Genomic DNA, 15,888 nt, shown 5'->3' on the forward strand with positions numbered 1-15,888 from the left:
TGCCTGTGTGATGCGGATTTTCCTGATCCCGTTCGGGAAGACCGGACGAGATTCTGCCGGAAACGCGAATGGCCCCGGCTGGGCAGCCGGGGCCATTCGCGTATGTCAGTGATGTGCCCCCGGCAGGATTCGAACCTGCGCCCCCGCCTCCGGAGGGCGGTGCTCTATCCCCTGAGCTACGGGGGCTCAGCGACCCGAGAAGAGTACCAAACCCCGTCCCGAACACCGAATCGGCACCCGGTGCCCCCTCCGTGTCCCTCGAATCCCGAGTTGACCATGAAGTTGTTGTCCCGACACGCCGTGCCCGCCGACAACAACTTCATGATCAACGCGAAAGGGCCGGGGGTCAGGCGGCGGCGAGGGCGCGGCCGCAGCTGGGGAGGGGGTGCAGGACGATGCGGCGGGGGAGGCGTCGGGGCCACTCGTTCTTGGGCCACGAGCCGTCCACGATCAGGTGCACGGTGCGCTCCTCGGCACCGCTGAGCCGCAGCACGAAGTCGCGGGGGAGCGGCGCGTCCACGCCGGGCGTGGTCACCATGAACCGGACCCGGCCCCGGGACGACACCGCGGAGATCACGTCCGCGGCCGGCATGGTGCCGCGCAGGCGTACCCGGCCGATCCAGTAGACCTCCGCGGAGTGCTCCTGGGCGGCCCGGGTGATCGCCGGGTACTCGCTGCGTACCCAGCGCTCGACCGCGCCGACGCAGAGCCCGCAGGCCCGCTCCCGCGGCTCCCGCGGACCCAACCCCCAGGCCCGCAGGTACGCCCCGACGGTGCCGGCGTCCATCGCCAGGTCGAACTGGCGCTGGATCAGCGTGGTCAGGCTCTGTCGCGTCCACAGCTCCTCGTCCAGCCCGAACTCGTCGGGGTGGACGCCCCGCAGGACGTCGATCAGTTCGAGTTCCTGTTCGCGGCTGAGCGTTCCGGGCTCGCCCTGCCGGTGTCCGCGACGGACGGCTGCCACCGCTCCGTCACCGCCGATGGTGTGGCGCCGGCACCAGCTGGTGACCGACCGCCGCGCGTCTCTCAGTGCAACCCCCACGTCCTGCGCAACGAGCCCGAATCGCAACTGGTCACGATATGTGGGGAGAAAAGTCTCCAACGACCGCAATCGGTCGGAGCGACCAAAGGCCGCCAAAGGGGCATAAAGGGACACTCGCGCGGGTCGGGACGAACGGAGGCCCGCGTCCGCCGGGCGGTACGCGGGCCTCCATGAAGCCGGGTGCCGGGATCAGCCGCCCAGGCGCTTGAGGGCGTTCTGGAGGTTGACCAGGTCCGTCTGCTGGGTGTTCTTCATGGTCTGCGCGACCTTGCGCACGTCGTCGTCCCCGCCGTGGTCGAGGATGCCCTGGATCATGTGGATCCCACCCAGGTGGTGCTTGATCATCATGCGCAGGAAGAGCACGTCGAGGTCGTGTCCCTGCGCCGCGCGCAGCTGCGCCATCTCCTGCGGCGTCGCCATGCCGGGCATCAGCCCGTCCCGGACGCTGTCCCGGCCGTCCGGCATCCAGGCCATCGCCGGCTCCGAGCCGGTCGGGTCCAGCCCCCACGACCGCAGCCAGGTCTGCATGGTGCCGATCTCGCCCTGCTGACCGGTGGCGATGTCGCCCCCGATCTGGCGTACCTCCGGGTCGCTGCCCTTCTGGAAGGCGATCAGCCCCATCTCCACCGCCTGGGCGTGATGGCTGGTCATGTCCCGGGCGAAGCCCGCCTCGGCCGAGCTGTCACCCGGTCGGGTGAGGCTCGGCGTCAGCAGGCCGCCGGCGTAACCCAGAAGGAGACCGACCACGACGGCGACGGTCAGCGCGAGGACGCCGTAGCGGCGCGCGGACCGCCGGCCACCGTCGTCGGTGACCGGGGTCTCGTCCGGTGCGCTGTCCGTCGTCACGGGAGCGGTCATGGCCGTCCTTACTGGGTGGGCTGCGGGTCGCGCGGGGTGGTGCCGGTGGCCGTGATGCCCTGGCCGCAGTTGGCGTTCGGGCCCTCGACCGAGGCGTTGACGCGCAGGGTCTTGATGAAGTCGTCGATCCGGCCGTCGTCGGCGTTGTCGACCTTGAGCTGGTAGCCCCAGGCCTGCAGCGAGATCGGCTTGTCCAGCCCGTCGAACGGGCTGAGCATCAGCTTCTCCTTGCCCTGGACCCTGGTCTTGAGCTTCGTCACCTGGTCGGCCGGCAGGTCGGAGCGGTACGTGATCCAGACCGCGCCGTGCTCCATGCTGTGCACCGCGTGCTCGCTGGCGATCGGGGCGTCGTAGACGTCACCCATGCAGTTCTGCCAGGCCGCGTTGTGCGGGCCGGCGACCGGCGGGTTGACGTCGTACTTGATCGGGCCCTGCTGGTGCTGGCCGCCCTGGACGAGCTTGGCGTCCTTCTTGCGGAAGTCGACGATGCCGTCGATGTCGGCGGCCCGCTTCTCCCACGGCTTGGAGCCCTGGAAGGCCGCGTACGCGCCGTACCCGATGATCGCCGCGGCGAGCACGCCGACGGCCACGAAGAGCGCGATCGGGCCCCAGGACCGGCCCTGGCTCACCTTGACCGGCGTGACCGGCTTGCGGGGGCCCTTGCCACCCGAGGTCTGGCGGGGGGAGCCCGCCGACTTGCCGGCCCCGGGCTTGGCGCCGGACGCGGGCCGGCCAGCCGCCGGCTTCTTGCCGGTGCTGACCACGGTCGGACGGCGCTCCGGGCCGCCCGGGGTGCTGATGCTCATGGTGCCTCGTCAGGTCGGTCGGTCAGGGGATTGGCGGGCAGGGTGACGCGCAGGGTCGCCGCCGAGTGACCGAGTCTACCCCCGTTAGCATGGTTCGGTGACTCCCGCAGAACTCGCCGAGGTCGTCCTCTCCGCAGCCCACGCCGTCTTCACCGAGCGGGGCCTGGACCCTGCCGCGCTCCCGGAGCGGACGGCGGTGGAGCGACCGCGCAATCCCGAGCACGGCGACTACGCCTCGACGCTGGCGCTGCAGCTCAGCAAGAAGGTGGGGGTCCCGCCGCGGGAGCTGGCCGCCGCGCTGGCCGACCAGCTCGGCCGCGCCCCGGGGGTCAAGTCCGTGGAGATCGCCGGCCCCGGCTTCCTCAACATCCGGCTCGACGCCGCCGCCGCGGGCCAGCTCGCCCGGTCGATCGTCGAGGCCGGCGCGGAGTACGGCCGCAGCGACGCCCTCGCCGGCCAGAAGATCAACCTCGAGTTCGTCTCGGCCAACCCCACCGGGCCGGTGCACATCGGCGGCGTCCGCTGGGCGGCCGTCGGTGACGCGCTGAGCCGGCTGCTCCGCGCCACCGGCGCCGACGTGGGCACCGAGTACTACTTCAACGACGCCGGCTCCCAGATCGACCGGTTCGCCCGGTCGCTGCTCGCCGCCGCGAAGGGCGAGCCGGCCCCCGAGGACGGGTACGGCGGCGCGTACATCGCCGAGATCGCCGAGCAGGTGCGCGCCGTCCGGCCGGACGTGCTGGAGCTGGACGACGCCGCCGCCCAGGAGGTCTTCCGGGTCGAGGGCGTCGCGCTGATGTTCGCCGAGATCAAGTCCTCGCTGCGCGCATTCGGGGTGGAGTTCGACACCTACTTCAACGAGAAGGACCTGCACGACCGGGGTGAGCTGGACCTCGCCCTGGAGCGGCTGCGCGAGCAGGGCCACCTCTTCGAGGCCGGCGGCGCGACCTGGCTGCGCACCACCGACTTCGGCGACGACAAGGACCGGGTGCTGCGCAAGTCCAACGGCGAGTGGACGTACTTCGCCGCCGACTGCGCCTACTACCTGGACAAGCGCGAGCGCGGCTTCGAGCGGGTCGTGATCATGCTGGGCGCCGACCACCACGGCTACATCGGCCGGATGAAGGCGATGGCGGCCTGCTTCGGCGACGACCCGGACCGCAACCTGGAGATCCTCATCGGCCAGCTGGTCAACCTGGTCCGCGAGGGCGCCCCGGTGCGGATGAGCAAGCGGGCCGGCACCGTGGTCACCCTGGAGGACCTGGTCGACGCGATCGGGGTGGACGCCTCCCGGTACGCGCTGGCCCGCTACTCCAGCGACTCCCCGATCGACATCGACGTCGAGCTGTGGACCCGGGCCACCCGCGACAACCCGGTCTACTACGTGCAGTACGTCGCCGCCCGGACGGCCAGCGTCGGGCGCAACGCCGCCGAGGTCGGGCTGACCCGCGGCGACGCCGCCGGCTTCCGGGCCGAGCTGCTCGGGCACGAGAAGGAGAACGAGCTGCTCAAGGCGCTCGCCGAGTTCCCCGCCGTGGTGGCCACCGCCGCCGAGCTGCGGGGGCCGCACCGGGTGGCCCGCTACCTGGAGGAACTGGCCGGGGCGTACCACCGGTTCTACGACAACTGCCGGATCCTGCCGCGCGGTGACGAGGAGGTCACCGACCTGCACCGGGCCCGGCTCTGGCTCAACGATGCGACGCGGGTGGTCATCGCCAACGGCCTGCACCTGCTCGGCGTCACCGCTCCGGAGAGGATGTGAGCATTCGTGCGCGCGCATGAGGCCGGTGCCCTGCACGGCGACATCGGCAGCCGGGGGCCGGCGTGGCTGCGTTCGCCGGCCGACGTCAACGCCCTGGTGCCGCAGCTGTGGCCGCGCAACGTGACGCGGGCCGACGACGGCGCGCTCGCCGTCGCCGGCCTGGGCGTCCGCGAGATCGCGGCCGAGTACGGCACCCCGCTGTACGTCCTCGACGAGGACGACCTGCGCTCGCGCTGCCGCGACTTCCGCGCCGCCTTCCCGGACGTGGACATCTACTACGCGGGTAAGGCGTTCCTCTGCCGCGCCGTGGTCCGCATGATCGCCGAGGAGGGGCTGCACCTCGACGTCTGCACCGGCGGCGAGCTGGCCACCGCGCTGTCGGCGGGGATGCCGCCGGAGCGGATCGGCTTCCACGGCAACAACAAGTCGGTGGCCGAGCTGACCCGGGCGCTGGACGCCGGGGTGGGCCGGATCATCCTCGACTCGTTCACCGAGATCGACCGGCTCACCGCGCTGGCCCGCGAGCGCGGGGTACGCCCCGGCGTGCTGATCCGGGTCACCGTCGGCGTCGAGGCGCACACCCACGAGTTCATCGCCACCGCGCACGAGGACCAGAAGTTCGGCTTCTCGCTCGCCGGCGGGGCGGCCGCGGCGGCCGCCTTCCAGGTGCTCGACGAGGGCGTGCTCGACCTGCGCGGCCTGCACTCGCACATCGGGTCGCAGATCTTCGACGCCAGCGGCTTCGAGGTCTCCGCCCGCCGGGTGCTCGCCCTGCAGGCGCAGATCCGCGACGCCCGCGGGGTGGAGCTGCCCGAGCTGGACCTCGGCGGCGGCTTCGGCATCGCGTACACCACCCAGGACGACCCGGCCTCGCCGCAGGACCTGGCCAAGCGGCTGCGCAAGATCGTCGACGGCGAGTGCGCGGCCGAGCGGCTGGCCGTGCCGCACTTGTCGATCGAGCCCGGCCGGGCGATCGTCGGCCCGGCGGTCTTCACCCTGTACGAGGTCGGCACGGTCAAGGACGTCGACGGGATCCGCACCTACGTCAGCGTCGACGGCGGGATGAGCGACAACATCCGTACCGCGCTCTACGACGCCTCGTACTCGGCCACCATGGCGAACCGGGCGTCGGTGGCCGAGCCGATGCTCGCCCGCGTGGTGGGAAAGCACTGTGAGTCCGGGGACATCGTGGTGAAGGATGAATTCCTGCCCGCCGACGTGCAGCCCGGAGATCTTGTCGCGGTGCCCGGCACGGGCGCGTACTGCCGCAGCATGGCCAGCAACTACAACCACGTGCCCCGCCCCCCGGTGGTCGCGGTGCGGGACGGCCGGGCCCGGCTGATCGTCCGACGGGAAACCGAAGAGGACCTGCTCGCTTTGGATGTGGGATGACGTCACCTGTGCGTTTGGCGCTGCTCGGCTGCGGGACCGTGGGCAGCGAGGTGGTCCGGTTGCTGCACGAGCAGTCGGCCGACCTCGCCGCCCGGATCGGCGCCCCGCTGGAGATCGCCGGCATCGCCGTACGCCGGGTCGGGCGCGATCGCGGTGACCTGCCGGTCGACCCGGCGCTGTTCACCACCGACCCGCTCGGGCTGATCAAGCGCGACGACGTCGACGTGGTGGTCGAGGTGGTCGGCGGCATCGAGCCGGCGCGCGGCTGGCTGGTCGAGGCGCTGCGGGCCGGCAAGAGCGTGGTCACCGCCAACAAGGCGCTGCTCGCCGAGGACGGCGCGGCCCTGCACGACGCGGCCGCCGAGGGCGGCGCCGACCTCTACTACGAGGCCTCGGTGGCCGGGGCGATCCCGCTGCTGCGCCCGCTGCGCGACTCGCTGCACGGGGACCGGATCAACCGGGTCACCGGCATCGTCAACGGCACCACCAACTTCATCCTCTCCGCGATGGACGCCACCGGCGCCGGCTTCGCCGAGGCGCTGGAGGAGGCCACCGAGCTCGGGTACGCCGAGGCGGACCCGACCGCCGACGTGGAGGGCTTCGACGCCGCCGCCAAGGCCGCCATCCTCGCCTCGCTGGCGTTCCACACCCGGGTCACCGCCGCCGACGTGCACCGCGAGGGGATCACCGAGGTGACCGCCGCGGACGTGGCCAGTGCCCGGGCGATGGGCTGCACGATCAAGCTGCTCTGCATCGCGGCCCGGGGCGCCGACGCCGCGGGCCGGGAGACGGTCAGCGTCCGGGTGCACCCGGCGATGATCCCGCTGACCCATCCGCTGGCCAGCGTCGGCGACGCGTTCAACGCGGTCTTCGTCGAGGCCGAGGCGGCCGGGCAGCTGATGTTCTACGGCCGGGGCGCGGGTGGCGCGCCGACCGCCAGCGCCGTCCTCGGCGACGTGGTGGCGGTGGCCCGCAACCGGCTCGCCGGGGCGCGGGCGGCCAGCGAGTCCGCGTACGCCGACCTGGCGGTGCGGCCGATGGGGGAGGCGCTGACCCGCTACCACATCAGCCTCGACGTGGCCGACCGTCCGGGTGTGCTGGAGGCGGTGGCCGGGGTGTTCGCCCGGCACGAGGTCTCCATCGCCACCGTGCGGCAGGGCCCGGCGGGCGGCGGGCCGGCCGGCCGGGGCTCCGACGCCGAACTGGTCATCGTCACCCACGTCGCCCCGGACGCGGCGCTCGCCGCGACCGTGCGCGAGCTGCGCGGGCTGGACATCGTCGGATCGGTGACCAGCGTGCTGCGGGTGGAGGGCGGGCAGTAGGGCGTCCCGTCTGGTGGGTGGCGGCGGGTGCGCCGGTCGCCGCCCCGGTCGGCTGGTCCAGGCTTGAGACACCCCCGAACGGAACCGGGGCGAGGCGAGGAGAGCGACATGTGGCGCGGTCTGATCGAGACGTACCGGGACCGGCTGCCGGTCACCGACGCCACCCCCGTCGTCACCCTGCACGAGGGGAACACCCCGCTGCTGCCCGCGCCGGTGCTCTCCGCCCGGCTCGGCTGTGACGTGCACCTGAAGGTCGAGGGAGCCAACCCGACCGGCTCGTTCAAGGACCGCGGCATGACCGTCGCGGTGTCCAAGGCGGTCGAGGCGGGCGACAAGGTGATCATCTGCGCCTCCACCGGCAACACCAGCGCCTCCGCCGCGGCGTACGCGGCCCGCGCCGGGATCACCTGCGCGGTGCTGGTGCCGCAGGGCAAGATCGCGCTGGGCAAGCTGGCCCAGGCGCTGGTGCACGGGGCGAAGCTGCTCCAGGTCCAGGGCAACTTCGACGACTGCCTGTCGCTGGCCGCGAAGCTCGCCCAGGACTTCCCGGTGGCGCTGGTCAACTCGGTCAACCCGGACCGGCTGCACGGCCAGAAGACCGCCGCCTTCGAGATCGTCGAGGCGCTCGGCGACGCCCCCGACATCCACTGCCTGCCGGTCGGCAACGCCGGCAACATCTCCGCGTACTGGATGGGCTACGGCGAGGATCTGGCCGCCGGCAACGCCACCCGGGCCCCGAAGATGTACGGCTTCCAGGCCGCCGGCGCCGCGCCGATCGTGACCGGCCAGGTGGTGCACGAGCCGTCCACGATCGCCACCGCCATCCGGATCGGCAACCCGGCGAGCTGGACGAAGGCGGTCGACGCCCGGGACGCCTCCCAGGGCCTGATCGCGGCGGTCACCGACCGGGAGATCCTGTCGGCGTACCGGCTGCTCGCCCGGGAGGTGGGCGTCTTCGTCGAGCTGGGCAGCGCGGCCAGCGTGGCCGGCCTGCTCCAGCAGGCCGCGGCCGGCCGGGTCCCGCCCGGCTCCACGGTCGTCTGCACGGTGACCGGCCACGGCCTCAAGGACCCGGAGTGGGCCATCTCCACCGCCCCGGCCCCGGTCACCATCGCCAACGACCCCCTCGCCGCCGCCCGCTCCCTCGACCTCGCCTGACCCCCGGCCCCCGGCCGGCCCCCGGTCGATCATGAAGTTGTCGCCCTGGTGAGCGCTTTCCGGTGGCAACAACTTCATGATCGACGAGCGGTGCCGGGGAGGGTCGGGGCGGCGGTGGGTCGGTGGGGGTGGGGGAAAGTGAATCGGGCACACTTTGCTCACCCCGTCGACCTCCTGCAGGAGTGAGTCCGCTGATGTCGCTGCTCGCCAGATCCAGCCTCGCCAACCGGGGACTGGTCGCCCTGATCGCGGTGGTGACCGCGGCGTTCGGGGCGTTCGCCGTCCCCTCGCTCAAGCAGCAGCTGCTGCCGTCGCTGGAGTTCCCCGGCGCGTTCGTCGTCGCGGTCTACCCCGGCGCCGGGCCGGAGATCGTCGAGTCCCAGGTCACCGAGCCGATCGAGAACAGCCTCCAGGGCCTGCCCGGGCTGGAGAAGGTCACCTCCACCTCGCGGGAGGGTTCGGCGACCGTCTCGGTGCAGTTCGAGTTCGGCACCGACGTCGACGACGCGGCCAACAAGATGCAGACCGCGCTGGGCCGGATCGACGCGCAGCTCCCGGCGGAGGTGGACCCGCAGGTCCTCACCGGGAGCACCGACGACCTGCCCGCGGTGGTGCTCGCCGCCAGCGGGGGCGGCGACGAGCGGGCGCTGGCGGAGAAGCTGCGCAGCACCGTCGTACCCGAGCTGGAGGGGATCGACGGCGTCCGTACCGTCGAGGTGACCGGCACCCGCGACCAGGTCGTGACGATCACGCCGGACCCGGCGAAGTTCGCCGCCGCGAAGCTGGCCCCGACCGCCATCGGCACGGCGCTGAAGACCAACGGCATCTCCGTGCCGGCCGGCGCGGTCACCGACGGCACCCGGGCACTCCCGGTGCAGGTCGGCGCCCCGATCACCACCCTGGACGACCTGCGCGGCATCGTGCTCACGTCGAGCGTGCCCAAGGCGCCGCCGGTCCGCCTCGGTGACGTGGCCGCCGTGCAGCAGCAGCTCGCCCCGGCCACCGCGATCACCCGCACCAACGGCATCGAGAGCCTCGGCGTCCAGGTGATCGCCGCCCCGGACGGCAACGCCGTGCGCATCTCGCACGAGATCCGGGACCGGCTCGACGGCCTGCGCTCCGCCTCCGGCGCCGAGCTGACCGTCGTCTTCGACCAGGCGCCGTTCGTCGAGAAGTCCATCGAGAGCCTGACCACCGAGGGCCTGCTCGGCCTGCTCATGGCCGTGGTGGTGATCCTGGTCTTCCTGCTGTCGGTGCGTTCCACCCTGGTCACCGCGGTCTCCATCCCGCTGTCGGTGGTGGTGGCGCTGCTCGCGCTCTGGGTCGGCGACTACTCGCTCAACCTGCTCACCCTCGGCGCGCTGACCATCGCCGTGGGCCGGGTGGTCGACGACTCGATCGTGGTGCTGGAGAACATCAAACGCCACCTGGAGTACGGCGAACCCAAGCGGGACGCGATCGTCACCGCGGTCCGCGAGGTGGCCGGCGCGGTGACCGCGTCGACCCTCACCACGGTCGCGGTGTTCGCCCCGATCGCGCTGGTGGGCGGCTTCGTCGGGCAGCTCTTCGCGCCGTTCGCGATCACCGTGACGGTGGCCCTGCTCGCCTCGCTGCTGGTCTCGCTGACCGTGATCCCGGTGCTGGCGTACTGGTTCCTCACGCCGCGCCGGGCCGGGGCGGACGACGCCGAGGTGCGTCGGGCCGCCGAGGAGAAGGAGCTGCGCAGCCCGTTGCAGCGGGCGTACCTGCCGACGATCGGGTTCGCCACCCGCACCCGCGGGACCCGCTGGATCACCGTCGCGGTGGGGCTGCTGGTGCTGCTCGGCACGTTCGGCCTCGCGCAGAAGCTGGAGACCAACTTCCTGGACGACTCCGGCCAGGACACCCTGAACATCACCCAGGAGCTGCCGGCGGGCGCCGGACTGGCCGCCACCGACCAGGCGGCCCGCCGGGTCGAGGAGGTGCTCGGCCGGACCGACGGCGTCGAGACGTACCAGGTCACGGCGGGCGGCAGCGACCAGCCGTGGCTGGGCGGCGGGGGCAACAACACCGCCCGCTGGTCGGTGGCGCTCGACGGCGACACCGACGCCAAGGAGATGAAGGAGATCCTGCGGGAGAAGTTCGACGCCCTCGGTGCCGAGGTCGGCGAGCTCACCTTCGGCCAGGGCCAGGGTGACCAGCTGGAGCTGGTCGTCCAGGCCGCCGACCAGGAGACGCTGGCCCGGGCCGCCGAGGAGGCTCGCGCGGCGATGGCCGGCACGCCGGACGTCGAGGACGTCTCGACCAGCCTGGCGACGCGGGTGCCCCGGGTCGACGTCACCGTCGACCGGCTCGCCGCGGCCCGGGTCGGGCTGAGCGAGGCGGCGGTCGGGCAGCTGGTGTCGCAGGCGTACCGGGGTGCCCCGCTGGGGCGGGTGACCCTGGAAGGCGGTCAGCAGGACGTGGTGCTGCGGACCTCGGCCACCCCGCCGACGACCGTGGAGCAGCTGCGGGCCCTGCCGGTCGGCCCGGTCAAGCTGGACGACATCGCGGACGTCACCCAGGGCGAGGGACCGCAGCAGGTCACCCGGATCGACGGTGAGCGCAGCGTGTCCGTCACCGGTACCGCCACCGGTTCCAACCTGGGGGCGATCACCCAGGAGCTGCGGAAGCGGGTCGCCGACATCGACGTGCCCGGCGCGACGGTGGCCGTCGGTGGCGCGAGCGCCGAGCAGGAGGACGCCTTCGGCGACCTGGGCCTGGCGGTGCTGGCCGCGATCGCGATCGTCTTCCTGATCATGGTGGCGACCTTCCGCAGCATCACCCAGGCGCTGATCCTGCTGATCTCGATCCCGTTCGCCGCGACCGGCGCGATCGGCCTGCTGCTGGCCACCGGCACCCCGCTGGGCGTGCCGGCGCTGATCGGCGTGCTCATGCTGGTCGGCATCGTGGTGACCAACGCGATCGTGCTGCTGGACCTGGTGAACCAGTACCGGGCGCAGGGGATGGGCGTGACCGAGGCGGTGGTCGAGGGCGGCCGGCGGCGGCTGCGTCCGATCCTGATGACCGCGGTCGCCACCATCTTCGCGCTGCTGCCGATGGCCCTCGGGCTGACCGGCGAGGGTGGCTTCATCTCCCAGCCGCTGGCCGTGGTGGTGATCGGCGGTCTGCTCAGCTCGACGCTGCTGACCCTGGTGCTGGTGCCGACGCTCTACACCATGGTGGAGCGCACCAAGGAGTCGCTGCGGGCCCGCCGGGCCCGGCGCTCCGGCGGCCCGGCCCCGGTCGAGCCGGCCGCCCCGGCGGCCGCCGCCGGGGACGAGGCCGACGCGCCGGTCCCGGCCGCGGTCGCCGCCACCGGTACGCCGGCTGCCGGGTCGCCGGCCCGGCCTGCGCCCTCGGCCGCGCTGCTGGACGGCACGGACCAGTTCGAGGTGCTGCGGCTGCCGAAGAGCCGCCGCTCGCCGCTGCCGCCGACCGAGGAGTAGTCCGACCCACACACAGCGCCCCCGGCCCGTACCACCGGCCGGGGGCGCTGTGCTGTCGAAACTCCGACAGCCCGCCGTGACCTTGGCCCTGTGCCGGCGTTGCGGCGGCCCCCTACCGTCAGTTGTCGATCATCCACTTCGGACGACCGGACGGGCGGGGGCGCGGCATGGCGGGCGAGGACGGTGTGCGGTGGGGACGGCGGACGGTGCTGCGCGGCGGCGCGCTGCTGGCCGGCGGCACCGCGGTCGGTGCGGTCGGGATGTCCGAGACCACGTACCTCGCCGACCGGCGGCTCCCGCTCGCCGGCGGGCCGGCCAGCGCCACCGTGGGCAACCGCCGGCAGCAGGTCGGCGGCGGCGCGCTGGAGGTGGTCTGGCATGTCCCGACCGAGAGCCGGACGGTGGCGCTGACCTTCGACGACGGCCCGCTGCCACAGTGGACGCCGATGGTGCTGGACACCCTCGACGAGCACGACGTGCCGGCCACCTTCTTTCTGGTCGGCCAGCGGGTCCGCCGGCACGCCGGCCTGATCCGGGACCGGCTGGGCCGGCACGAGGTGGGCAACCACAGCTGGCGGCACCGGGACCTGGCCCGGATGGACGCCGCCGAGGTCCACGACGACCTGCGCCGCTCCCACGACGCCATCACCGACGTCACCGGCCGCCCGCCCCGGGTGGCCCGACCCCCGTACGGGCACCTCGGCGGCGCGGTCCTGCACGCCGCCGTACGCCTCGACTACCGCCTGGTGCTCTGGTCGCTCCAGATGGTCGAGGGCGAGTTCCCGAACGACCCGGCGGGGCACGCCCGGCGCATCGTGGCCGACGTCGTGCCGGGCACCATCCTGCTCGCCCACGACGTGGGGGCCGAGCGCCGCCAGGTGGCGCTGCGCGGCCTGCCGGCGATGATCGACGGGCTGCGGGACCGCGGCTACACCTTCGTCACCGTCTCCCAGCTGTTGCGACGCACCGCCGCGGTGTGAGCGGCCGGGTAAGGTTCGGGCACGTGTCGCCCACCTTCTCGGTCCTCACCCGCAACCGGAACTTCCGCAACCTCTTCCTGGCCGAGCTGGTGGTCTTCGGCGCCGACTGGTTCGTCATGGTGCCGCTGCTGGTGCTCCTGCCGAAGCTGACCGGCAGCGGCGTCTGGGGGGCGCTGGTGCTCGCCCTGGACACCGGGGTGGTCGCGTTGCTGCTGCCGTACACGGGGACCATCGCCGACCGGTTCGACCGCAAGAAGATCATGATGGTGGCGAACGTCGCCGCCCTGCTCGGGGTGCTGCTCCTGCTCGGCGTACGCAGCGCTGGCACCGCCTGGCTGGCCATGCTGGCGATCGCCACGGTGGCGGTGGCGAAGGCGTTCTACTCGCCGGCCGCGCAGGCCGCCCTGCCCAACGTGCTCGATCCGGACGAGCTGGCCGCCGGCAATGCGGTCGCCGGCTCAGCCTGGGGCACGATGACTGTGGTCGGCGCCTCGCTCGGCGGCGTGCTGAGCGCGGCGGCCGGGCCGTACGCCTGCTTCTGGGTGGCGGCGGTCGGCCTGGCGCTGGCCGCGGGCCTGGCCGCGCGGATCCGCCGGCCCCTGCAGGCCCCCCGCGACGCCGACCTGCCGACGCCGCGCACCTGGGCGGCGATCCGGGAGGCGCTGGGCTACATCGGGCACCGGCCGCGGGTGCTGGCGCTGGTCACGGTGAAGTCGGCGGTCGGGCTCGGCAACGGCGTGCTGACCGTCTTCCCGCTGCTCGCCGGCGTGTACGGCGTTGGAGCGGTCGGCGCGGGCCTGCTCTTCGCGTTCCGGGGCGCGGGGGCACTGGTCGGGCCGATCCTGATGCGCCGGGTGCTCACCAACCGGGCCTGGCTGCTGCCCGGCCTGGCCGCGTCGATGTCCCTGTACGGCCTGGCCTACCTGGGCACCTCGGTGGTCGGCTGGTTCCCGCTGGTGCTGGTCCTGGTCTTCGTCGCCCACTTCGGCGGCGGCAGCAACTGGGTGCTGTCGAACTTCGCCCTCCAGGGCGAGGTGCCGGACCGGCTGCGCGGCCGGGTCTTCGCCACCGACATGATGCTGGCGACGCTGGCCATCTCGGTCAGTCAGCTGGTGGTGGCCTCGGTGGTGGACGTGGTCGACGAGCGGGTGGTGCTCGCCGGCTGCGGCCTGGTGACGCTGGTCTACGCGGTGGGCTGGCGGATCGCCACCCGTCGCCTCTCGCTGTCCGACCCGGCCACGGAGGCGGCGCCGGCGTCCGCCCCCTGACCGCCGGCGGGCGTTCGGCGGATCAGGTCCGGTCGGGCGTGGCCGGGGGCGCGGGGAGGTCCGAGCCGCCCCACTGGGTGGCGGGGGGAGCCGGCGACTGCGGGGCGGGGTCCGGCTGGCCAGCGTCGTCCCCGGCCGGCGGCGTCCAGCCCGCCCAGTCGACGGCGGGCGCGGCGACCGGCCGGCCGGCGAACGCCGCCGCGACGAGCAGGCCGAGCCCGACCGGATATCCGATCGCCCACAGCACGCCGACGGCGAGGCTGAACAGGTGGTACTGGCGGAATCCGCCGCCACCGTCCCAGCGGAGGTCGAGCAGGTGCGGCACGGCCACGTTCCAGGCCAGACCGAGCAGGCTGACCACCATCAGCACCGCGAGGCCCGACATCATCAGCGCCCGGGCCCGGTGGGGCAGCCGGCCGCGGCGCGCCACGGCCAGCACCAGGCCGGTCACCAGCACGGCCAGGGTGGGCAGCTCTCCGCCGATCTGCAGAAGGGAGTAACCGAAGAGTTCCATGCCGCCTCCGTCTGACCGTGGGTCGGGCCAGGCTAGCGGAAATGATCAGTTCCCACGGTCCGGGCGGAACCCCGCCACGTCGGTCCCGGGCCCTAGCATGAGCCGGTGCCGTTGACTTTCGCCTCCGGGCCGGTCCGCGTCCGGGTCCCCGCCACCAGCGCCAACCTGGGCCCGGGCTTCGACGCGCTGGGCCTCGCCCTCGGGCTGCACGACGACGTGGCGGCCGAGGTGACCTCGGGCGGCGTACGGGTGTCGGTGACCGGCGAGGGCGCCGGTGAGCTGCCGGAGGATGACCGGCACCTGGTGGCCCGCGCCATGCGCGCCACTTTCGACGTGCTCGGCGGTCAGCCGCCGGGGCTGGCGCTGGAGTGCGTCAACCGGATCCCGCAGGCCCGTGGCCTGGGCTCCTCGTCGGCGGCGATCGTGGCCGGGGTGCTGCTGGCCCGCGCGCTGGTCACCGACGGGCCGGAGCGACTCGACGACGACGCGGTGCTCCGGCTGACCGCCGAGATCGAGGGCCATCCGGACAATGTGGCCCCCTGCCTGCTGGGCGGCTTCACCGTGGCCTGGACGGAGCCCGGCGGCGCGCGGGCGGTGTCGCTGCCCGTCGCCGGGGGGATCCGGCCCACCGTCTTCGTCCCGGCCGAGCGGGGGCTGACCGCGACCGCCCGGGCGGCGCTGCCGGTGACCGTTCCGCACGCCGACGCCGCGCAGAACGCCGGCCGGGCGGCGCTGCTGGTGCACGCCCTGACCGCCGAGCCGGCGTTGCTGCTGCCGGCGACCGTCGACCGGCTGCACCAGGACTACCGCGCGCCCGGGATGCCGGGGACGGCGGCCCTGGTCAGCGCGTTGCGTGCGGCGGATGTGGCGGCTGTGGTCAGTGGGGCGGGCCCGACGGTGCTGGCGCTGGGTGAGCCGCCGAGCGGCTTCCAGGCGGGAACAGACTGGCAGGTCTGGCGGTTGTCGGTAGAGGTGCGCGGCGCAACGGTCGCGCGGGGTAGACTGGGACACGCCGAGCGGGACCCTGTTGCCGCAGGTCGGAAGAGTTGATTACGCTCTAGACTTAGCACAGCCGCGAAGCATGCGATCTCCCTGCGGGTCGGCGCACCCCCGAAGCTCTCGGCGGTAAGCCCGTCACCCCTGCCAAGGCCCACGCCGCACCGCAGTTTCCACAGGTCGCCGCAGACGGCGAGACCTGCTCACCGATGCTGGTGAGTCGGGAAACCGACCAGCTGCTGTGCCACAGACTCCCGCGACGTGTCCATGCGAGGCGGGTGCACCGAGGCCGCCCGGCCACCTGAGCTTGTCGACTCCGGGCA

At 73.3% G+C, this 15,888-nt stretch carries 12 protein-coding genes and 1 tRNA gene; 8 read left to right on the forward strand and 5 right to left on the reverse strand.

The features are described 5' to 3' along the window. Positions 1–114: 114 nt before the first annotated feature. The 4 genes from FHX75_RS22070 to FHX75_RS22085 form a co-directional block, all read right to left on the reverse strand. Positions 115–186, reverse strand: a tRNA-Arg gene (locus FHX75_RS22070). Between the two features lie 160 nt (positions 187–346). Next, a complete protein-coding gene (locus FHX75_RS22075; protein ID WP_154942714.1) occupies positions 347–1,042 on the reverse strand; it encodes a winged helix-turn-helix domain-containing protein in 696 nt (231 codons plus the stop codon). Between the two features lie 189 nt (positions 1,043–1,231). Beyond that, positions 1,232–1,900, reverse strand: a complete 669-nt coding sequence (locus tag FHX75_RS22080) for a DUF305 domain-containing protein (protein WP_154942255.1) — start codon at positions 1,898–1,900, stop codon at positions 1,232–1,234. Between the two features lie 8 nt (positions 1,901–1,908). Beyond that, positions 1,909–2,706: a thioredoxin-like domain-containing protein gene (locus tag FHX75_RS22085; RefSeq protein ID WP_154942256.1), complete on the reverse strand. Its 798-nt coding sequence runs from the start codon at positions 2,704–2,706 to the stop codon at positions 1,909–1,911. A gap of 97 nt (positions 2,707–2,803) precedes the next feature. Between FHX75_RS22085 and argS the strand changes: the two genes are divergently transcribed. The 7 genes from argS to FHX75_RS22120 all read left to right on the forward strand — a co-directional run bounded on the left by argS (position 2,804) and on the right by FHX75_RS22120 (position 14,055). Next, positions 2,804–4,468, forward strand: a complete 1,665-nt coding sequence (gene argS / locus FHX75_RS22090; RefSeq protein WP_154942257.1) for an arginine--tRNA ligase — start codon at positions 2,804–2,806, stop codon at positions 4,466–4,468. 6 nt (positions 4,469–4,474) lie between these two features. After that, positions 4,475–5,860, forward strand: coding sequence for a diaminopimelate decarboxylase (gene lysA / locus FHX75_RS22095; RefSeq protein WP_154942258.1), 1,386 nt, complete (start codon positions 4,475–4,477; stop codon positions 5,858–5,860). Positions 5,861–5,868: 8 nt separating this feature from the next. Further along, complete coding sequence (locus FHX75_RS22100) at positions 5,869–7,182, forward strand: homoserine dehydrogenase (RefSeq protein WP_172894566.1); 1,314 nt, start codon at positions 5,869–5,871, stop codon at positions 7,180–7,182. A 108-nt stretch (positions 7,183–7,290) separates the two neighbouring features. Continuing rightward, a complete protein-coding gene (thrC, locus tag FHX75_RS22105) occupies positions 7,291–8,340 on the forward strand; it encodes a threonine synthase (RefSeq protein WP_154942259.1) in 1,050 nt (349 codons plus the stop codon). A gap of 194 nt (positions 8,341–8,534) precedes the next feature. Beyond that, the gene (locus FHX75_RS22110) at positions 8,535–11,807 is read left to right on the forward strand and encodes an efflux RND transporter permease subunit (RefSeq protein ID WP_154942715.1); all 3,273 of its coding nucleotides are present in this window, start codon (positions 8,535–8,537) and stop codon (positions 11,805–11,807) included. A 167-nt stretch (positions 11,808–11,974) separates the two neighbouring features. Continuing rightward, the gene (locus FHX75_RS22115; RefSeq protein WP_154942260.1) at positions 11,975–12,787 is read left to right on the forward strand and encodes a polysaccharide deacetylase family protein; all 813 of its coding nucleotides are present in this window, start codon (positions 11,975–11,977) and stop codon (positions 12,785–12,787) included. A 23-nt stretch (positions 12,788–12,810) separates the two neighbouring features. Beyond that, a complete protein-coding gene (locus FHX75_RS22120) occupies positions 12,811–14,055 on the forward strand; it encodes an MFS transporter (RefSeq protein ID WP_154942261.1) in 1,245 nt (414 codons plus the stop codon). Between the two features lie 22 nt (positions 14,056–14,077). Here the strand turns inward: FHX75_RS22120 and FHX75_RS30935 are convergent, their stop codons facing one another. Continuing rightward, complete coding sequence (locus FHX75_RS30935) at positions 14,078–14,569, reverse strand: hypothetical protein (RefSeq protein WP_170285437.1); 492 nt, start codon at positions 14,567–14,569, stop codon at positions 14,078–14,080. Positions 14,570–14,674: 105 nt separating this feature from the next. Between FHX75_RS30935 and thrB the strand changes: the two genes are divergently transcribed. After that, positions 14,675–15,619 (forward strand): homoserine kinase, encoded by a 945-nt coding sequence (thrB, locus tag FHX75_RS22130; RefSeq protein WP_154942262.1) that lies wholly within the window; start codon positions 14,675–14,677, stop codon positions 15,617–15,619. The last annotated feature ends 269 nt before the right edge of the window (positions 15,620–15,888 follow it).

Source organism: Micromonospora palomenae, assembly GCF_007829925.1.
Classification (GTDB): Bacteria; Actinomycetota; Actinomycetes; order Mycobacteriales; family Micromonosporaceae; genus Micromonospora; species Micromonospora purpureochromogenes.

Bases quoted from the DNA above. Each gene is read 5' to 3' on its own strand.
- FHX75_RS22080 (WP_154942255.1), bottom strand. From the start codon at position 1,900: ATGACCGCTCCCGTGACGACGGACAGCGCACCGGACGAGACCCCGGTC.
- FHX75_RS22085 (WP_154942256.1), bottom strand. From the start codon at position 2,706: ATGAGCATCAGCACCCCGGGCGGCCCGGAGCGCCGTCCGACCGTGGTC.
- thrC (WP_154942259.1), top strand. From the start codon at position 7,291: ATGTGGCGCGGTCTGATCGAGACGTACCGGGACCGGCTGCCGGTCACC.
- FHX75_RS22110 (WP_154942715.1), top strand. From the start codon at position 8,535: ATGTCGCTGCTCGCCAGATCCAGCCTCGCCAACCGGGGACTGGTCGCC.
- FHX75_RS22115 (WP_154942260.1), top strand. From the start codon at position 11,975: ATGGCGGGCGAGGACGGTGTGCGGTGGGGACGGCGGACGGTGCTGCGC.
- FHX75_RS30935 (WP_170285437.1), bottom strand. From the start codon at position 14,569: ATGGAACTCTTCGGTTACTCCCTTCTGCAGATCGGCGGAGAGCTGCCC.